14 protein-coding genes are annotated in these 14,150 nt (G+C 72.2%); 5 read left to right on the top strand and 9 right to left on the bottom strand.

Features of this window, described 5'->3' with window-relative positions; all coding sequences use genetic code 11:
• Window positions 1–37: 37 nt before the first annotated feature.
• The 3 genes from Voc01_RS43740 to Voc01_RS43730 all read right to left on the bottom strand — a co-directional run bounded on the left by Voc01_RS43740 (window position 38) and on the right by Voc01_RS43730 (window position 1,554).
• Window positions 38–838 (bottom strand): thioesterase II family protein, encoded by an 801-nt coding sequence (locus tag Voc01_RS43740; protein ID WP_203933652.1) that lies wholly within the window; start codon window positions 836–838, stop codon window positions 38–40.
• 83 nt (window positions 839–921) lie between these two features.
• Entirely contained in the window at window positions 922–1,140 is a 219-nt protein-coding gene (locus Voc01_RS43735) for an MbtH family protein (protein ID WP_203933651.1), read from the bottom strand.
• Window positions 1,141–1,275: 135 nt separating this feature from the next.
• Complete coding sequence (locus Voc01_RS43730) at window positions 1,276–1,554, bottom strand: LysR family transcriptional regulator (protein ID WP_203933650.1); 279 nt, start codon at window positions 1,552–1,554, stop codon at window positions 1,276–1,278.
• Window positions 1,555–1,942: 388 nt separating this feature from the next.
• Here Voc01_RS43730 and Voc01_RS43725 point away from each other — a divergent pair, with 388 nt between their 5' ends.
• The 5 genes from Voc01_RS43725 to Voc01_RS43705 are packed head-to-tail and all read left to right on the top strand — an operon-like array spanning window position 1,943 to window position 6,580.
• Window positions 1,943–2,956 (top strand): methyltransferase, encoded by a 1,014-nt coding sequence (locus Voc01_RS43725; protein ID WP_203933649.1) that lies wholly within the window; start codon window positions 1,943–1,945, stop codon window positions 2,954–2,956.
• The gene (locus tag Voc01_RS43720) at window positions 2,949–4,112 is read left to right on the top strand and encodes a tryptophan 2,3-dioxygenase family protein (RefSeq protein ID WP_203933648.1); all 1,164 of its coding nucleotides are present in this window, start codon (window positions 2,949–2,951) and stop codon (window positions 4,110–4,112) included. The genes Voc01_RS43725 and Voc01_RS43720 overlap by 8 nt, the downstream gene beginning before the upstream one ends.
• Before the next feature lie 26 nt (window positions 4,113–4,138).
• Window positions 4,139–5,548, top strand: a complete 1,410-nt coding sequence (locus tag Voc01_RS43715) for a M1 family metallopeptidase (RefSeq protein WP_203933647.1) — start codon at window positions 4,139–4,141, stop codon at window positions 5,546–5,548.
• 31 nt (window positions 5,549–5,579) lie between these two features.
• Window positions 5,580–6,083: a hypothetical protein gene (locus Voc01_RS43710; RefSeq protein ID WP_203933646.1), complete on the top strand. Its 504-nt coding sequence runs from the start codon at window positions 5,580–5,582 to the stop codon at window positions 6,081–6,083.
• A 5-nt stretch (window positions 6,084–6,088) separates the two neighbouring features.
• Complete coding sequence (locus Voc01_RS43705; RefSeq protein ID WP_203933645.1) at window positions 6,089–6,580, top strand: DUF3995 domain-containing protein; 492 nt, start codon at window positions 6,089–6,091, stop codon at window positions 6,578–6,580.
• 3 nt (window positions 6,581–6,583) lie between these two features.
• On the opposite strand, the gene Voc01_RS43700 is transcribed toward Voc01_RS43705, so the two are convergent.
• From Voc01_RS43700 to Voc01_RS43675, 6 genes are read right to left on the bottom strand one after another with little or no spacing between them, the layout of a single operon-like run.
• The gene (locus Voc01_RS43700) at window positions 6,584–6,967 is read right to left on the bottom strand and encodes a hypothetical protein (RefSeq protein WP_203933644.1); all 384 of its coding nucleotides are present in this window, start codon (window positions 6,965–6,967) and stop codon (window positions 6,584–6,586) included.
• Window positions 6,967–7,389, bottom strand: coding sequence for a hypothetical protein (locus Voc01_RS43695; protein ID WP_203933643.1), 423 nt, complete (start codon window positions 7,387–7,389; stop codon window positions 6,967–6,969). Before Voc01_RS43695 ends, Voc01_RS43700 begins: the two co-directional genes overlap by 1 nt.
• Entirely contained in the window at window positions 7,389–7,706 is a 318-nt protein-coding gene (locus Voc01_RS43690) for a DsrE family protein (RefSeq protein ID WP_203933642.1), read from the bottom strand. Before Voc01_RS43690 ends, Voc01_RS43695 begins: the two co-directional genes overlap by 1 nt.
• The gene (locus Voc01_RS43685) at window positions 7,706–8,902 is read right to left on the bottom strand and encodes a cytochrome P450 (protein ID WP_203933641.1); all 1,197 of its coding nucleotides are present in this window, start codon (window positions 8,900–8,902) and stop codon (window positions 7,706–7,708) included. Before Voc01_RS43685 ends, Voc01_RS43690 begins: the two co-directional genes overlap by 1 nt.
• Window positions 8,899–10,197, bottom strand: a complete 1,299-nt coding sequence (locus tag Voc01_RS43680) for a glycosyltransferase (protein WP_203933640.1) — start codon at window positions 10,195–10,197, stop codon at window positions 8,899–8,901. Before Voc01_RS43680 ends, Voc01_RS43685 begins: the two co-directional genes overlap by 4 nt.
• Window positions 10,194–14,147, bottom strand: a complete 3,954-nt coding sequence (locus Voc01_RS43675; RefSeq protein WP_203933639.1) for a non-ribosomal peptide synthetase — start codon at window positions 14,145–14,147, stop codon at window positions 10,194–10,196. The genes Voc01_RS43680 and Voc01_RS43675 overlap by 4 nt, the downstream gene beginning before the upstream one ends.
• Window positions 14,148–14,150 lie beyond the last annotated feature (3 nt).

The following is a 14,150-nucleotide window of genomic DNA, read 5'->3' as shown; positions in this document are numbered from 1 at the left end:
AACACCACCCGGTCGTGTTCGGTTGCTGAAGACATGCTCACCCCGCCTGGGTCAGGGCCGGATCCCACGATCCGACGCGCCGCGTGGTCGGCGGGTCGGCCCCGCCGTAGACGAGCGTCGGCAGCGAGGCCCAGATCTCGTCGGTGTAGAAGTGCCCGCCGTCGACGGCTTCGATGAGACAGCTGGCGGTCGTCAGGTCGGCCCAGTCGAACAGCGTCCCCGGATCGACGTCGTGGTCGCGGGTCCCGTGCAGCACCTGGATCGGGGCGTCGACGCGGACGCCCGGACGGTAGCGGTAGGAGTCGGAGACCCGGATGTCGGCGCGCAGCACGTCGACCGCCATCGCCCGCAGCTCCGGCTCGGCGAGCACCGCCGCCGGAACCTGCCCGACGCGTCCCATCCAGGCGATCAGCTCGTCGTCGGTGTCGGCCGCCGTCGGCGGCCGGGTGCGCTTGTGCCGCCAGCGGGTCGGTGGTTCGGACGCCGACGCGACGACGGTCGTCGGTGCGCGGCCGAGCCGGCCCATCCGGACGGCGACCTCGAACGCCACCCACGCGCCGAGGCTGTGGCCGAGCACCGTGTACGGCACTGTGTACGGCACCGTGACCGCGTGGTGCACGACCCGCACCGCGTCGGCGACCAGCGCGTCCCAGTCGGCCGCGAACGGCTCGACGAAGCGGCCCTCCCGCCCCGGGTAGCAGACGAGGAGCAGCTCCACGTGCGGCGGCAGCACCCGCGCCCAGGACCGCATGCGGGCGGTGCCACCACCGCTGAAGCTGAAGCACACCAGCGCGTGGCTGGCGTCGGGCCGGGGGTCCGGCCGCACTATTGCCTCCACTGCGTGTCTCCTTTGTGGACAGACGACAGTCGGCCGGTCTCCCGGTCACACCACCGGGAGCCGGCCGACCGTCGGACGGAGGGTTACGGGGTCGAGCCCTCCATCACCGCGACAAGGCTCGTGGGACGCATGTCCGTCCAGTTGTTCTCGATGTAGTCCAGGCACTCCTTGCGGCCGCTCTGACCGTGCACCACGGTCCAGCCGGCCGGCACCTCGGCGAACGCCGGCCACAGCGAGTGCTGGTTCTCGGCGTTGACCAGGACGTAGAAGCTGCCCTCGTCGTCGTCGAACGGGTTGGTCATCGCGAGTTCCTCCAGTTCGGTGTCGGTTCAGGGAACCAGTCGACCGTCGCGGCGGACAACGGTGCATCGAAAAGCCTGCAGTGCGATTTGTTGAATGCGCGGTGGCGTACCGGGTACGGCGACCGTAGGCTCGAATCAGGCAGGAAATGCGACCGCCGACCGCCGCGGCGACGCTTCCCGGATGCCGTCGAAGAGCATGAGCGCGGCACGTACCGAGGGCAGGATCATCTGCCCTTCCCGGGTCAGCCGGGCTCCGGTGGAGTCCCGGGTGAACAGCTTGTACCCCAGGTTCTGTTCCAGGCACTTGATCTGGTAGCTGACGGCCGGCTGCGAATAGCCCAGGGCCTTTGCGGCCATGTCCATCCGGCCGATCGTCGCGATGGATAGGAACGCGCGAAGCTCCCGCTCGTCCATACGGTTCTTCCCCCGATCTGCCGCAGGCGCGGTGGCAACCGCGAGGCGTGTGGTCTTGGGAGAGCCCCGACACGGTGCTGTCGACAGTGTGGCGACCCCCGTGCGTGGCTCCGAACTCGACATCCAACCGAGTGGATTCGAATTACTGAAGTGAAGTCAGACTACGGACCGACCTCGCCGGCGGTTAACCCTGCATCGACGGACAGCGACCCCTGCCAGGGTCCGGGTGACCCCTTCGGGGCACCGGCCGCTCACAGGATCATCCGGTGTCCACAACAGGATCTTCGATGTGGGCTTCGTCGATGCCGGTCACCGGACCTACCGTTCTACAACGCGCGGCCGTGCCGCGGCCGCGCGTATCCGCATCCCCCGCGACAGGAGTGCTTGTATGGCGCCCGCGCACCTGGAAAAGGCGATCTACGGCGTATTCGCGACGCCGGCACTGCACCTCGCGGCGGAGCACGGCGTGCTGGCGTACCTCATCGCGCACGACGGCGCCGACGCGGCGGAGGTGGCCACGGCGTTGCGGCTCACCCCCGACACGGTCGAGCGTCTGCTGCTGACCCTGGGCGCCTTCGAGGTCATCGACCGCGACGACGGCGGCCGGTTCCGCGTGCCCGACGCGCACCGGCCGTACCTGGACCCGGACGACCCCCGCTACCTCGGCGGGTTCCTCGCGCACCTGGTGGAGAGCACCGCCGACCGGCTGCGCCAGCTGCCCGAGTACCTCGTCTCCGGCAAGCCGCCCGCGGGCCCGGGCGCGTTCGACGAGATCTACCGCGACGACGCCTCGGTCGGACAGTTCCTCGCGGCCATGTGGCAGCTCAGCTTCGACGTCTCCACCGAGCTGGTCGAGCTCGCCGAGCTCGACGGGCACACCCACCTCGTCGACGTCGGCGGCGCGAACGGCCCGTTCTCCGTCGCCGCCCTGCGCGCCCACCCCGACCTGCGCGCCACCGTGTTCGACCTGCCCGCCGTGGAGCCGCACCTGGCGCGGACCCGGCACCGGTACGGGCTGGACGGTCGGCTCGACTTCGTCGGCGGCGACTTCTTCCGGGACCCGCTGCCGGGCGGTGACTGCATCAGCTTCGGCTACATCCTCTCGGACTGGACCGACGAGACGTGCCTCGCCCTGCTGCGCGCCGCCCATGACGCGTGTGCGCCCGGCGGTCGGGTCGTGGTGATGGAGCGGCTGTTCGACCACGACAAGCGCGGCCCGCTCGCGACCGCCGCGATGAACCTGTCGATGCACGTGGAGACCGACGGCCGCCACCGCAGCGCGGCCGAGTACGTCGAGCTGTTGCACGGGGCCGGTTTCGTCCGGTGCGACGTGCGACGGTCCACTCAGGACAAGCACCTGGTCATCGGACACCGGTCCACAGCAGAGGGGTCACATGCGTAGGCACCTGGAGACCACATGGATGCCGGCCGACTGCGAGCGGTTCGCCGACCTCCAGTTCACCAACGGGCGGATCGTCCTCACCGACGCCGAACGCGACGAGCTGGCCGCGTGCTACGAGCGCGCGTCGGTCGGAGCGGACGGGCCGCACGACGAGACCGTCCGGCTGCTGACCCGGTCGTTCAGCCGGCGCGACACCATTCCCGAGTACTACCGGTACACCAGCCTGCACGTGTTCGACTGGTACCTGCGCCAGCACCCCGACGACACCGACCGGGCGGCACTGGTGGCGCTGCACGTGACACTCTCCGACCTGGCCCGGGTGGAGAGCCGGGAGGCCGGCCGGGTCTGGCGTCCCTCGGCCGAGACGAGCGAACGGCTGCACCGGCTGCGGACCCTCATCACCCGCGTCCGCCGGATCGTCACCGACCCCGGCAGCGGTGAGACCGTGCAGGACCTCGTCCGCGGCGAGTTCGTCACCGACAGCGCGCGCCGCCGGCGGTTCCTGCTCTCGCGGTGCAGCGGCTTCCGGCAGTCGGACAAGCACGACGAGCACATCTTCCTGCGGTGCGTGCAGGCCTGCGAGCTCGTCTTCTTCCTGGTGCGGCAGACCGCGCACCGGGTCGTCGACGCGGTGGGCGCCGACCCGCCGCTCGCCGGCGAGCGGCTACGCCGCCTCGGCACGTACGCGGACCTGCTCAACGACATCTTCCACCTGCTGCGCACGCTGACCCCGACCATGTTCATGGGATTCCGGGAGGCCACCGGCGCGGCCAGTGCCGTGCAGTCGCTGAACTACCACCTGATGGAGCTGGTGGTCTACGGGCACGACCCCCGCAAGGCCGAGACGTACGACCGCTTCCCCCACCTGGCCGTGCTCAACGCACCGGCCCTGCGCGGCCGGCGGGCGCTGGTCGACGTCGTCGAGGAGACCGGCGACCCCGCGCTGCGGTCGCTGCTCGACGACAGCACCCGCGCGCTGCTCACCTGGCGCGGCCGGCACTACGGGTTCGGGCGTAGGTACCTGGCCGACATCAAGGGCTCGGGCGGCACCGACGGGGCCAGCTACCTCAAGCGGTACGTCGACAAGACCCGCTACGCCCGGACCGGTGACCGCACGGAGCACCACGACCTGCTCGTCGACTTCGCCTGTCGATGAGAGCCTGCCGGTAGGGAGACAAAGCCGTGAACCGAAGCCGCGTGCTCCTGGCGGTGGCCGCCGCCGCCCTCCTGCTGACGACCGGGGCGGGCCACCCACCGGTCGACGGCGCCGCCGGTGCCGGTGACCCGTACTACCCCACCGACGGCAACGGCGGGATCGACGTCCTCGACTACGACCTCGGGCTCACCTACGCGCCGGACACGCGTCTGCTCACGGGGGAGGCGGTCGTCACCGCACGCGCGACCCGGGCGCTGCGCCGGTTCAACCTCGACCTGAACGGCCTGACGGTCACCGCCGTCACCGTCGACGGCCGGCCGGCCCGGTTCACCCGGGAGGCCGAGCACGAGCTGGTCATCACGCCCGACGACGCGCTGCGCCGCGGTGCCGGGTTCCGCGCCGTGGTGCGCTACGAGGGCCGGCCGGCGCCGCTCCCGCACCGGTTGCTCGGCCTGAGTGGTTGGCAGGACACGAGCACCGGCGGCGTGTTCGCGGCCGGCGCCCCGCACACCGCCACCACGTGGTTCCCGGCCAACGACGTCCCGACGGACAAGGCGACCTTCCGGCTCACCGCCACCGTTCCCACGGGATGGACGGTCGTGTCCAACGGCCGGGAGGCCGGCAGCACGACCGGACCGGGCTGGACCACCTACCGGTGGGCGCAGACGAGGCCGATGGCGACGTACCTGTCCCTCCTCGCGATCGACCGGTTCACGGTGGAGCGCACCCGGTTGGGTGACGGCACGCCGGTCGTGCACGCCTACGCGCCCGGGGTCGGCGACGACAAGCGTTCGCTGGCGGCCCGGTTGCCGGAGATAATCGGGTTCATGGCCTCCAGGTTCGGCCCGTATCCCCAGGACGCGGCGGGCGGTGTCTTCCTCGCCGACCCCGTGCCGTTCTCGATGGAGACGCAGGGCCGCCCGGTGTACGCGGCCTACGCCGACCTGGCGACCGTCGTGCACGAGACCGCCCACCAGTGGTTCGGCGACTCGGCGACGGTACGGCAGTGGAAGGACGTCTGCGTCTCCGAGTGCTTCGCGAGCTACGCCCCCTGGCTGTGGGACGAGGCGAAGGACGGCGCCGACCTCGACGCCCGGTACCGCGACCTGATCGCGCAGGCCGAGGAGTGGATCCCCGACTTCTGGACCCGCCCGTTGTACGACATGGGACCGAACGAAGAGTTCAACTACCCCGTGTACCTGCGCGGACCGCTCGCGTTGCACGCGCTGCGGCACCGGATCGGCGAGCGGGCGTTCGCCTCGGTTCTGCGGTCGTGGCCGACCCTGCACGCCCACTCGAACGCCACCTGGCCGGAGTTCGAGGCGTTCGCCGCACGGGTGTCGGGGCAGGACCTCACGGCGTTCTTCGACGCGTGGGCGCGCGGCACGACGCGGCCGGCTCCCGAACACCTGTGGCCGGGCACCCTCGGCCCGTGATACCGACTCCCCGCCGGAAGGATGTCACTCGATGACCGAACCCACCGCGAACGCCGACACCGAAGCGCCTGCCGACACCGGCGGGCACGCGCCCTGGCGGTCGGCCTGGCCGGCCTACGTCTGCGCCGCCGGGTTCCTGGTCTACGCCGGTATGAAGGCCACGTACGCGGTGCAGGGCAAGCTCGGAATGCCCTTCGGCGAGGAGGTGCCGCGGTCGGCGTACGACGAGCTCGGCCACGTCGCGCTGCGGCAGGGGACGCTCGCCGCGATGGGTGCCGGCGCCGCCGTGCTCGCCCTGGCGAGCGTGCAGGGCTGGGGGCGGCGGATCCCGCGGTGGATGATGCTCACGGCGATGTGGGGCGCGCTCGTGCCGACGGCCGCGGGCGTGCCGTTCGTCGCCGCCCGGGTCTTCGGCGGCTCGGAGCCGCTGGAGGAGCGGATCCTCATGGGGGTGCAGACCGTCGCCGGCCTGGCGCTGTGGACCGCCGCCACGGTGTCGTACCAGCGGCGCTCGCGTCAGTGGCGGCGGGGGTGACCGGCGTGGCGCCGGACCGGACGACGCCGGCCCTGCTGCGCGACTGGCCCGTCTACGGCGCGTGCGCCTGCGCGGTGGCGTACGGCGCGCTCAAGCTGCACTGGGCGCTCGGCGGCTCCACGCTGATGGCCGAGTCCCCGCTGCCCCGGGAGGCGATCGACGACCTGCTCGCCCGCGAGCCGGGAACCGTCGTCGGGCACTGGGTCAGCGTCGGTCTGGCCGCGGCCGCCGCGCTTGCCGCGGTCGCCACCACCCGCCCGTGGTTCCGGGTCTTCCCGCGCTGGCTGGTGCTGGCGGGCACGTGGGGACTGGCCGCGCTCATGGTCCTGCGCGGCGTCGGCCAGATCGTCGGCGGGATCCAGCGGCTGGTCATCGGGGTGTCCCCGCAGACGGAGTACACGGTGCGCTGGGACCTGTTCCTGTGGTCGCCGTTCTTCATCGCGTGGGGCGTGTGCTGGGCGGTACTGGGGTGGCGCTGTTTCCGGGGTCCCAGATAGGCGTCACAGGTAGAAGACGCTCCAGTAGCCGTCCCACCGTCGGGTCATCTCCGCACTGTCCGTCATGGACACCCCGACCGCCACACAGTCCTCTGTGGACAGACCTAGCGCGAGCACGTCCTGCTCCTCGGCCCAGACGCCCACCCCGGCCGCGATCAGCCGTCGCAGCCCGGCACGCGGGTCGCTCAGCGTCCGCACGACCCGGTCGCCGACCCGCAGGCCCGGCGGCGCCGGCGCGGCGGCCACGTACGACACGGCCGGGCCGCGCAGGAGGATGTCCAGCCCGCCCATGTGCTGGTGCAGCAGGTACGCGCAGTACAGGGCGTCGGCGTACTGGTTCTCGACCGCCCCGCGGTAGGCCCGTTCGACGATGGCCAGTCCCCGCATCACATCACCCCGATGAACAGCGTCTTGCGCGCTGTACCCACGTGGTCGGCGAACTTCGACGGCGCGCGCAGCGCCACCTCCGGCAGGTGGTCGACGGCACCGCGGTCGTCGCTGCAGAACCGGCACCCGAACCAGAACAGCCGCCCCGGGAACCGGTCCAGCAGCCCACGGACGAGCGTCGCCGGCGACGGGTAGTCCACCGACCAGGCGGCGAGGTTGCGCGGCTTGGAGTCCCCGAGCCCGCGCTGGGTCATCATGTTCGCATACCCGCACGTCCACACCTGCACCGACGCGCCGGTCTCCAGGAGCGCCTGCGTCAGCCGCAGCACGCTGGTGAACAGGTCGGACTCGTGCGGCGCGCCCATCACGGTCAGCAGCACGTCGGTGTGCGGGGCCTTCGACAGGGCCTTCCGCGGGGCCATCAGTGCCACACCACCCGCGTCGCCGGGTCGAGGATCCGCAGGGCGATCTCGGTCATCGTGACCACGCGGGTCGCCGGCGCCAGCTTCTCCACCGGCAACCCGCGCTGCGACAACGAGAACTCGTCGACCCAGACCTCGACGCCGTCCCCGAGCCCGGGGACGGCGCCCGGCAGCGCCGCCGTGACACCGTCCTGCAGGAGCACGAGCTGCACCGGATGACCCGCCCGGCACAGCGTGACCGCGTCGGAGACGAACCGCGCGCAGCCCGGTCCCCGCCACGGGCCCGCGGTCTCGACCATGACGTACGCCGTGGCCATCAGGGTCTGGTCACCCGGACGGGGAGCACGGTGGCGCCGAGCATGATGTCCGGGTCGAGGTAGGTCACGCCGCGCTCGTGCTGCACGGAGACCCGGGTGAACCGGTCGAGCAGGGCGTTGAGCGCGACGTCGCCCTCGATGCGGGCGAGCCACGCGCCGATGCAGTAGTGGATGCCCTGCCCGAAACCGAGATGCCGGTTCGGGTCGCGACGGATGTCGAACTCGTCGGGACGCTGGAAGTGCGCCTCGTCGCGGTTCGCCGACGCGATCCAGACGTTGAGCAGGTCGCCGGCCGGGATCCGCTGCCCGCCGATCTCGGACTCGGCCAGCGTCCGCCGCACGAAGCGGGTGAACGACGGCCGGTACCGGACGATCTCCTCGATGGTGCCCTTGACGAGGTCGCGATCGGCCCGCAGCTGGGTCCACAGGTCCGGGCGGCTGTCGAACAGCGACGGGATATTTGTGATCATCGCTGTCGTGGTCAGGTGACCGGCGATCAGGAGCAGCCCGATGAACCCGATGATCTCGTCCTCCTCCAGGCGCCGGCCCTCGTGCTCGGCCGAGACCATCTTCGTGACGAGGTCCTCCCGCGGGTGGGCGCGCCGCTGCCGGATGAGGGAGCGCAGGTACCCGTTCATCGCCCGGACCGCCGGCGCCACGACGAGCATCTGCTCCACGCTCTCGCCGCCGTTGTCGTGGATCACGTGCGCCCACTCGCGGAACGTCTCCCGGTCCTCCATCGGCACGCCGAGCAGCTCGCAGATCACGGTCAGCGGCAACGACGACGCGAGCGTGGGCACCACGTCGAACTCGTCGGTGCCGTCGAGCCCGTCGAGGATGCCGGCGGCGATCTGGATCATCCGCGGTTTCAGCGACGCGATGAACCGGGGCGTGAACGCCCGGCTCACCAGCAGCCGCATCCGCCGGTGCCGCGGCTCGTCCATCGTGGCGAGGTTGCCCTTGAGGAACAGGTCGTAGTCCTCCTGCGGCGGGGTCAGGTCGGTCAGGTCGTTGGAGAACGTGTGCGGGTCGTTCATCACCCGCACGCAGTCGTCGTAGCGGAACACGCTCCAGTGGCCGGTCTCCGGGTCCAGGCTCACCGGCGCGTTCTCCCGCCGCTCCCGCAGCCAGGGGAAGAACGCGTTCTGCGCCTCGACCGAGGTCGGGTCGGCGGCCAGCTTCGTCGCGATGCTCATGCCGTCGCCTCCGTCCGGACCGCCGCGCCGGCCGGCCGGGCGAGCAGTTCCTCGATGACCCGGATGGCGGCACCGGTGCCGTCCTCGGCGCGCACCCGGATGCCCAGCTCCGCCGCCTTCCGGGCGAGGCCGGGGTCGGTCGCCGCCGTGGTCAGCGCGCTCGCGAGCGCGTCGGCGTCCAATCTCTTGTAGCGCAACGGTTCCGCGGCGACGCCGTGCCCGCGCATGAGTCGCGCCCAGAACAGCTGCTCGTTCTGCGTGGGGCAGACGACCTGCGGAACGCCGGCGGCCAGCGCCGCGGCCGTCACGCCGGCGCCGCCGGCATGCGCGACGGCCCGCAACCGCGGGAACAGCCAGTCGTGCGGTGCCTCGTCCAGGAGGAAAGCGTTGTCGGGAAGGTCGGTGACCTCGATGCCGCCCGACCCGCGGGCGATGACCGCCCGCAGCCCCGACCGGCGCACCGCCTCCGCGACCACCCGCCCGGCCCGTTCCGGGTCGGCGCCGATGAAGCTGCCGAACCCGATGTAGACCGGCGCCGGCCCGCTGTCGAGGAAGCCCTTCAGCTCCGCCGACGGTGTCCACTGTGGACTGGCCGGGAGGAACCAGTAGCCGGTGGTCCGCACCCGGTCGGGCCAGTCTGCCGGCACCTGGAACACGGTCGGGCTGAACGCGTTGAGCACGATCGTGGGCGTTCCGTCGGGGTTGCGGAAGACGTCGTGGCGGTCCTTGCGCTTCGGCAGCCCGAGGGTGCCGGCGCGCCAGGTCTCGATGGGCTCCTTGAACGCCACGGACCCGGCCTTCAGCAGCACGTAGCTGAGCCGGTTCAGCCAGCCGGGAAGGTTCTCGGCCGACAGCGCGAGGCTCGGGTACTCCCTCGTCGGCACGTAGCCGTGCTGGAGCGCGGTCGGCACCGCCGGAACGCCCAGCTTCTCCGCGATGTGCTGACCCACGGACAGCCCCGGGTGGTGCAGCACCACGTCGGCGCCGTCGGCCGCGGCCGCCCAGCACTCGGCGAGCACGTTCGGGATCATCTGCTTCAGCTCACGCATCATCGCGAGAGCGCCGCGGATCCCCTTGCCCTCGCTGCCCTCCGATCGCTGGTTGCGCGCCTCGGCCAGCCGCAGCGGGCCGTCGTCCAGCGGCGCGAACCCGACCCCGTACGGCGCGGCGAGCGACGCGAACCGCGCCGGGCCCGCCAGGACCGCCTCGTGGCCGGTCTCGACGAGGCGGCGCGCGAGCCCGAGGTACGGCTGCACGTCACCCCGGCTGCCGTAGGTGTAGATGAGTACCTTCATGAGACCCCTCCTCGGGTCGGTTCGGTGCGTGGGCCGTCCAGCTCGGCCAGGCGCCCGGCCACGATCGCGCCGATCTCGGTCAACGGGCCGGGTTTCATCAGGTCGGTGTGCTGCCGGTCGACCGTGCGGACCTCGAGCGCGCCGCCGACGTACGGCCGCCACGTCTCCGGCGTCGGCGAGATGTCGAGCTTGTCGAGCGTCGCGACGACGAGGAGCAGGTCGCCGTCGAAGTGACGGGGCCGGAACCCGTCGAACAGGGTCCGGTTGTTGGCGTAGATGCGGCTGATCGCGCCGACGTGGCTCTCCTCCAGGCTCGCCAGGGCGCTGCCCAGCTTGCGCAGCACCGCCGTCACCGTCGCGTGCGTCAGCGGCCCGCTGCCCAGGTACCGGCGGTCGTAGCCGACCCAGCCGAGGAGGTCGGCCAGGATGTCCTGTTCGGTGATCCCGGGCAGGCGCTGGTTCGGGTAGGTGTCGAGCACGCAGAGCAGGTCGACCCGCTCCCCCAGCTCGCGCAGGCGGCTGGCCATCGCGTGGATGATGACGCCGCCGGCGGAGTAGCCGACCAGGCGGTAGGGGCCGGTGGGCCGGACCGTCCTGATCTGCTCGACGTAGTCGTCGGCCATCTCCTCGATCGTCGCCGGCATCGGTTCGTCGCCGGCCAGGCCGCGCGCCTGCAGGCCGTAGACCGGGTAGTCGGGACCGAGGTGCTTGATGAGACCCGAGTAGCACCAGCTGAGGCCGCCGGCCGGATGCACGCAGAACACCGGTGCGTGTGCCCCGGAGGTCCGCAACGGCAGCAGCACGTCGAACGGGCCGCCGCTGTCGCCGCCCACGTCGAGCCGCGCGGCGAAGGTACCGGGTGACGGGGACTCGAACAGGCTGCGGATGCTCAGCTGCACGCCGAACGTCTCGCGCACGCGACCGAGCAGCCGGGTGGCGAGCAGCGAGTGTCCGCCCAGGTCGAAGAAGTTGTCGTCGACGCCGACCCGGCGCACGTCGAGCACCTCGGCGAAGAGCCGGCACAGCAGCTCCTCGCGCGGGTTGCGCGGCACGCCGTCGGAGGTCACCGCGTTGAGGTCCGGCGCCGGCAGGGCACGCCGGTCGAGCTTGCCGTTGACGGTCAGCGGGATCGCCGGCACCGGCAGGAACACCGACGGCACCATGTGGTCGGGCAGCACCTGGGCCACCTGCTTGCGCAGCGTCGCCGCGTCGGGGTCCGCGCCCGGCGCGGTGACGACGTAGGCCACCAGCCGCAGGTCCCCGCGCTGCTGCTCGTGCGGAACGACGGCGGCCTGTGCGACTCCCGGCTGCGCGGTGAGGGCCGCCTCGATCTCGCCCAGCTCGATCCGGAAGCCCCTCAGCTGGACCTGGTCGTCGGCGCGCCCGAGGTGCTCCAGCCGCCCGGGGCCGGCCCAGCGGCCGACGTCACCGGTGCGGTACATGCGCGCGCCGGGCGGGCCGAACGGGTCGGCGACGAACCGGCCGGCGCTGAGCGCCGGACGCTTCAGGTAGCCGCGCGCGAGCCCTTCCCCGGCGACGTACAGCTCGCCCTTCACGCCCGGCGGCGTCGGCCGCAGCGCGCCGTCGAGGACGTACACCCGCTGGTCCGGGATGGGCCGGCCGACGGCGTTTTCACCGGAGCCCCTGTCCAGCACCAGACGCGTGACGTGCACGGTGGTCTCGGTGATGCCGTACATGTTCACCAGCTCCGGTGATCCGGCGGGGTGGCGCTCGAACCACGGGGCCAGCTTGCGCGGGTCCAGGCTCTCGCCGCCGAACACGACGGTGCGCAGCGCCAGGTCGCCGTCGGACGCCGGGTCGTCGGCGCCGGCCTGGACCAGTTGGTAGAACGCCGACGGCGTCTGGTTCAGCACGGTGACCCGCTCGCGCCGGAGCAGGGTCAGGTACTCCCCCGGCGACCGCGAAACCGCGTGCGGCACCACGACCAGCGTGCCGCCGAACAGCAGCGCGCCCCACAGCTCCCAGACCGAGAAGTCGAACGCGTACGAGTGGAACAGCGTCCACACGTCGTCGGTGCCGAACCCGAACCACGCGTCGGTCGCGTCGAAGAGCCGGACGACGTTGTGGTGCGGGATCACCACGCCCTTGGGACGCCCGGTGGACCCCGACGTGTAGATGACGTATGCGGGGTGCTCCGGGCGCAGCGGCTCCACCCGGTCGGCGTCGGTGAGCGGGGTGCCGTCGGCCCCGCCGGGCCCGTCCTCGACCGACAGGCACGTCACGGGAACGTCGGGCAGGCGGCTGAGGACCTCGGCGGTGGAGACGAGCACCACCGGCCGGGTGTCGTCGAGCATGAAAGCCAGGCGGTCCGTCGGGTACTGCGGGTCCAGCGGCACGTACGCCGCGCCGGAGGCGACCACCGCGAGCACGGCCACGACGAGGTCCGCGGTGCGCGGCAGGGCCAGCGCGACGAACCGCTCCGGCCCGGCACCCGACCGGACCAGTTCGCGGGCCAGCCGGTTGGCGCGCCCGGCGATGTCCCGGTAGGACAGTCGCCGGTCGCCGTCGACCACCGCGGTGGCGTCGGGCGTGCGGGCGGCCTGCCGGGCGAAGAGGTCGGCCAGCGTGGTCACGGGCGTCGACGGCGGGTCGGAGACGAACGACCAGTCGACGGCCGCCGGCGCCACCGTGTCGAGCCGGCCGACCGGTCCACTGTGGTCGACGGCCGCCGCCACGAACGCCAGGAACCGTTCGTGGTGGGCGGCCAGCTCCTCGTCGGAGTACAGGTGCGGGTTGCCCTCGAAGTCGATGCGCAGCCCGTGGGCGTCGGACCGGTCGTACACCACGACCGACAGGTCGTCGACCGGGCCGAGCGCGAGGCTGTGCGCGGTCGCCCGGGCGCCGGCGAACCGGACGTCGTAGTCGAACATCATGATGTTGACGTCGGGGCCGACGAGCCGCCGCTCGTCACCGACGAGGTTCAGGTCGCGCCGCAGGTCCTCGAACCGGTACCGCTGGTGGCGCAGGGCCTCGCGCATCCGCGTCGACACGTACGCGCCGAGCTCCTCCAGTGTCCACTCCGGACGGACCGCCACCCGCAGCGGCAGCACGTTGGACACCATGCCCGGTACGCTGCGCGCCTCCCGGCCCAGCCGGGTGGTGACCGGCAGTCCCAGCACCACCTCGGGCGCGCCGGTCAGGCGTTGGAGGTACGTGGCGACCAGGGCGGTCAGCATCGCCGGAAGCGTGACGCCGCAGGACCGGGCCGCCTCCCGCACCGCGCGCGCGGTGGGCACCGGAAGCTCCGCGCGGTGCCGTACCAGCCGGTCGGGCATCGTGGGGTGGCGTGCCGCCAGCGTCGGTGGCTCGGGCCGGTGCGCGAGCTCCGCGGTCCAGTAGTCGCGGTCAGCGGTGAAACGGTCGGACGCGCGGTAGGCCGCCTCGGCGTCGACCAGGTCGCGCAGCGGCCGGAACCCGCTCGGTGGAACCTCGGCGCCCGCGGCGAGCGCGGTGTACACGGCCGCGACCCGCGCGGCGAACAGGGCGCCGCTGAAGCCGTCGAGCAGGATGTGGTGGCAGCGGTGGTACCACAGGTGCCGGTCGTCGGAGACCCGGAACAGGATGTGCGTGAACAGCGGGCCCCGCAGCAGGTCCACCGGCCGGCGCACGTCGGCCAGCATCAGCCGCTCGGCCGCGGCCACCGGGTCCGGTTCGGTCGACACGTCCGTGACCGCGAGGTCCACCGCCGGTTCGTCGTGCACGACCTGCCACGGGCCCTCGTCGTCGGTGTGGAACCGGACCCGCAGCGCGTCGGTCTCGCCGACCACCCGGATCAGCGTCGCCAGGAACACGCCCGCGTCGACGGGCCCGGCGATGTCGACGTACTCGGCGCCGTTGTAGATGGGGTTCGTGGCGTCCAGACCCTGCGCGTACCAGATGCCGCGCTGGGCCGCCGTCAACGGCAGCCGGTTCCCGTCACCCGGGGACATGGC

The organism is Virgisporangium ochraceum (assembly GCF_016863655.1).
Taxonomy (GTDB): Bacteria; Actinomycetota; Actinomycetes; order Mycobacteriales; family Micromonosporaceae; genus Virgisporangium; species Virgisporangium ochraceum.
This window is presented reverse-complemented; position numbering and strand designations above follow the sequence as displayed.

What these genes read in the sequence shown, in the direction of transcription:
- Voc01_RS43735 (WP_203933651.1), bottom strand. Translation starts at nt 1,140, where the DNA reads ATGACCAACCCGTTCGACGACGACGAGGGCAGCTTCTACGTCCTGGTC.
- Voc01_RS43730 (WP_203933650.1), bottom strand. Translation starts at nt 1,554, where the DNA reads ATGGACGAGCGGGAGCTTCGCGCGTTCCTATCCATCGCGACGATCGGC.
- Voc01_RS43725 (WP_203933649.1), top strand. Translation starts at nt 1,943, where the DNA reads ATGGCGCCCGCGCACCTGGAAAAGGCGATCTACGGCGTATTCGCGACG.
- Voc01_RS43720 (WP_203933648.1), top strand. Translation starts at nt 2,949, where the DNA reads ATGCGTAGGCACCTGGAGACCACATGGATGCCGGCCGACTGCGAGCGG.
- Voc01_RS43710 (WP_203933646.1), top strand. Translation starts at nt 5,580, where the DNA reads ATGACCGAACCCACCGCGAACGCCGACACCGAAGCGCCTGCCGACACC.
- Voc01_RS43700 (WP_203933644.1), bottom strand. Translation starts at nt 6,967, where the DNA reads ATGCGGGGACTGGCCATCGTCGAACGGGCCTACCGCGGGGCGGTCGAG.
- Voc01_RS43695 (WP_203933643.1), bottom strand. Translation starts at nt 7,389, where the DNA reads ATGGCCCCGCGGAAGGCCCTGTCGAAGGCCCCGCACACCGACGTGCTG.
- Voc01_RS43690 (WP_203933642.1), bottom strand. Translation starts at nt 7,706, where the DNA reads ATGGCCACGGCGTACGTCATGGTCGAGACCGCGGGCCCGTGGCGGGGA.
- Voc01_RS43685 (WP_203933641.1), bottom strand. Translation starts at nt 8,902, where the DNA reads ATGAGCATCGCGACGAAGCTGGCCGCCGACCCGACCTCGGTCGAGGCG.
- Voc01_RS43680 (WP_203933640.1), bottom strand. Translation starts at nt 10,197, where the DNA reads ATGAAGGTACTCATCTACACCTACGGCAGCCGGGGTGACGTGCAGCCG.
- Voc01_RS43675 (WP_203933639.1), bottom strand. Translation starts at nt 14,147, where the DNA reads ATGTCCCCGGGTGACGGGAACCGGCTGCCGTTGACGGCGGCCCAGCGC.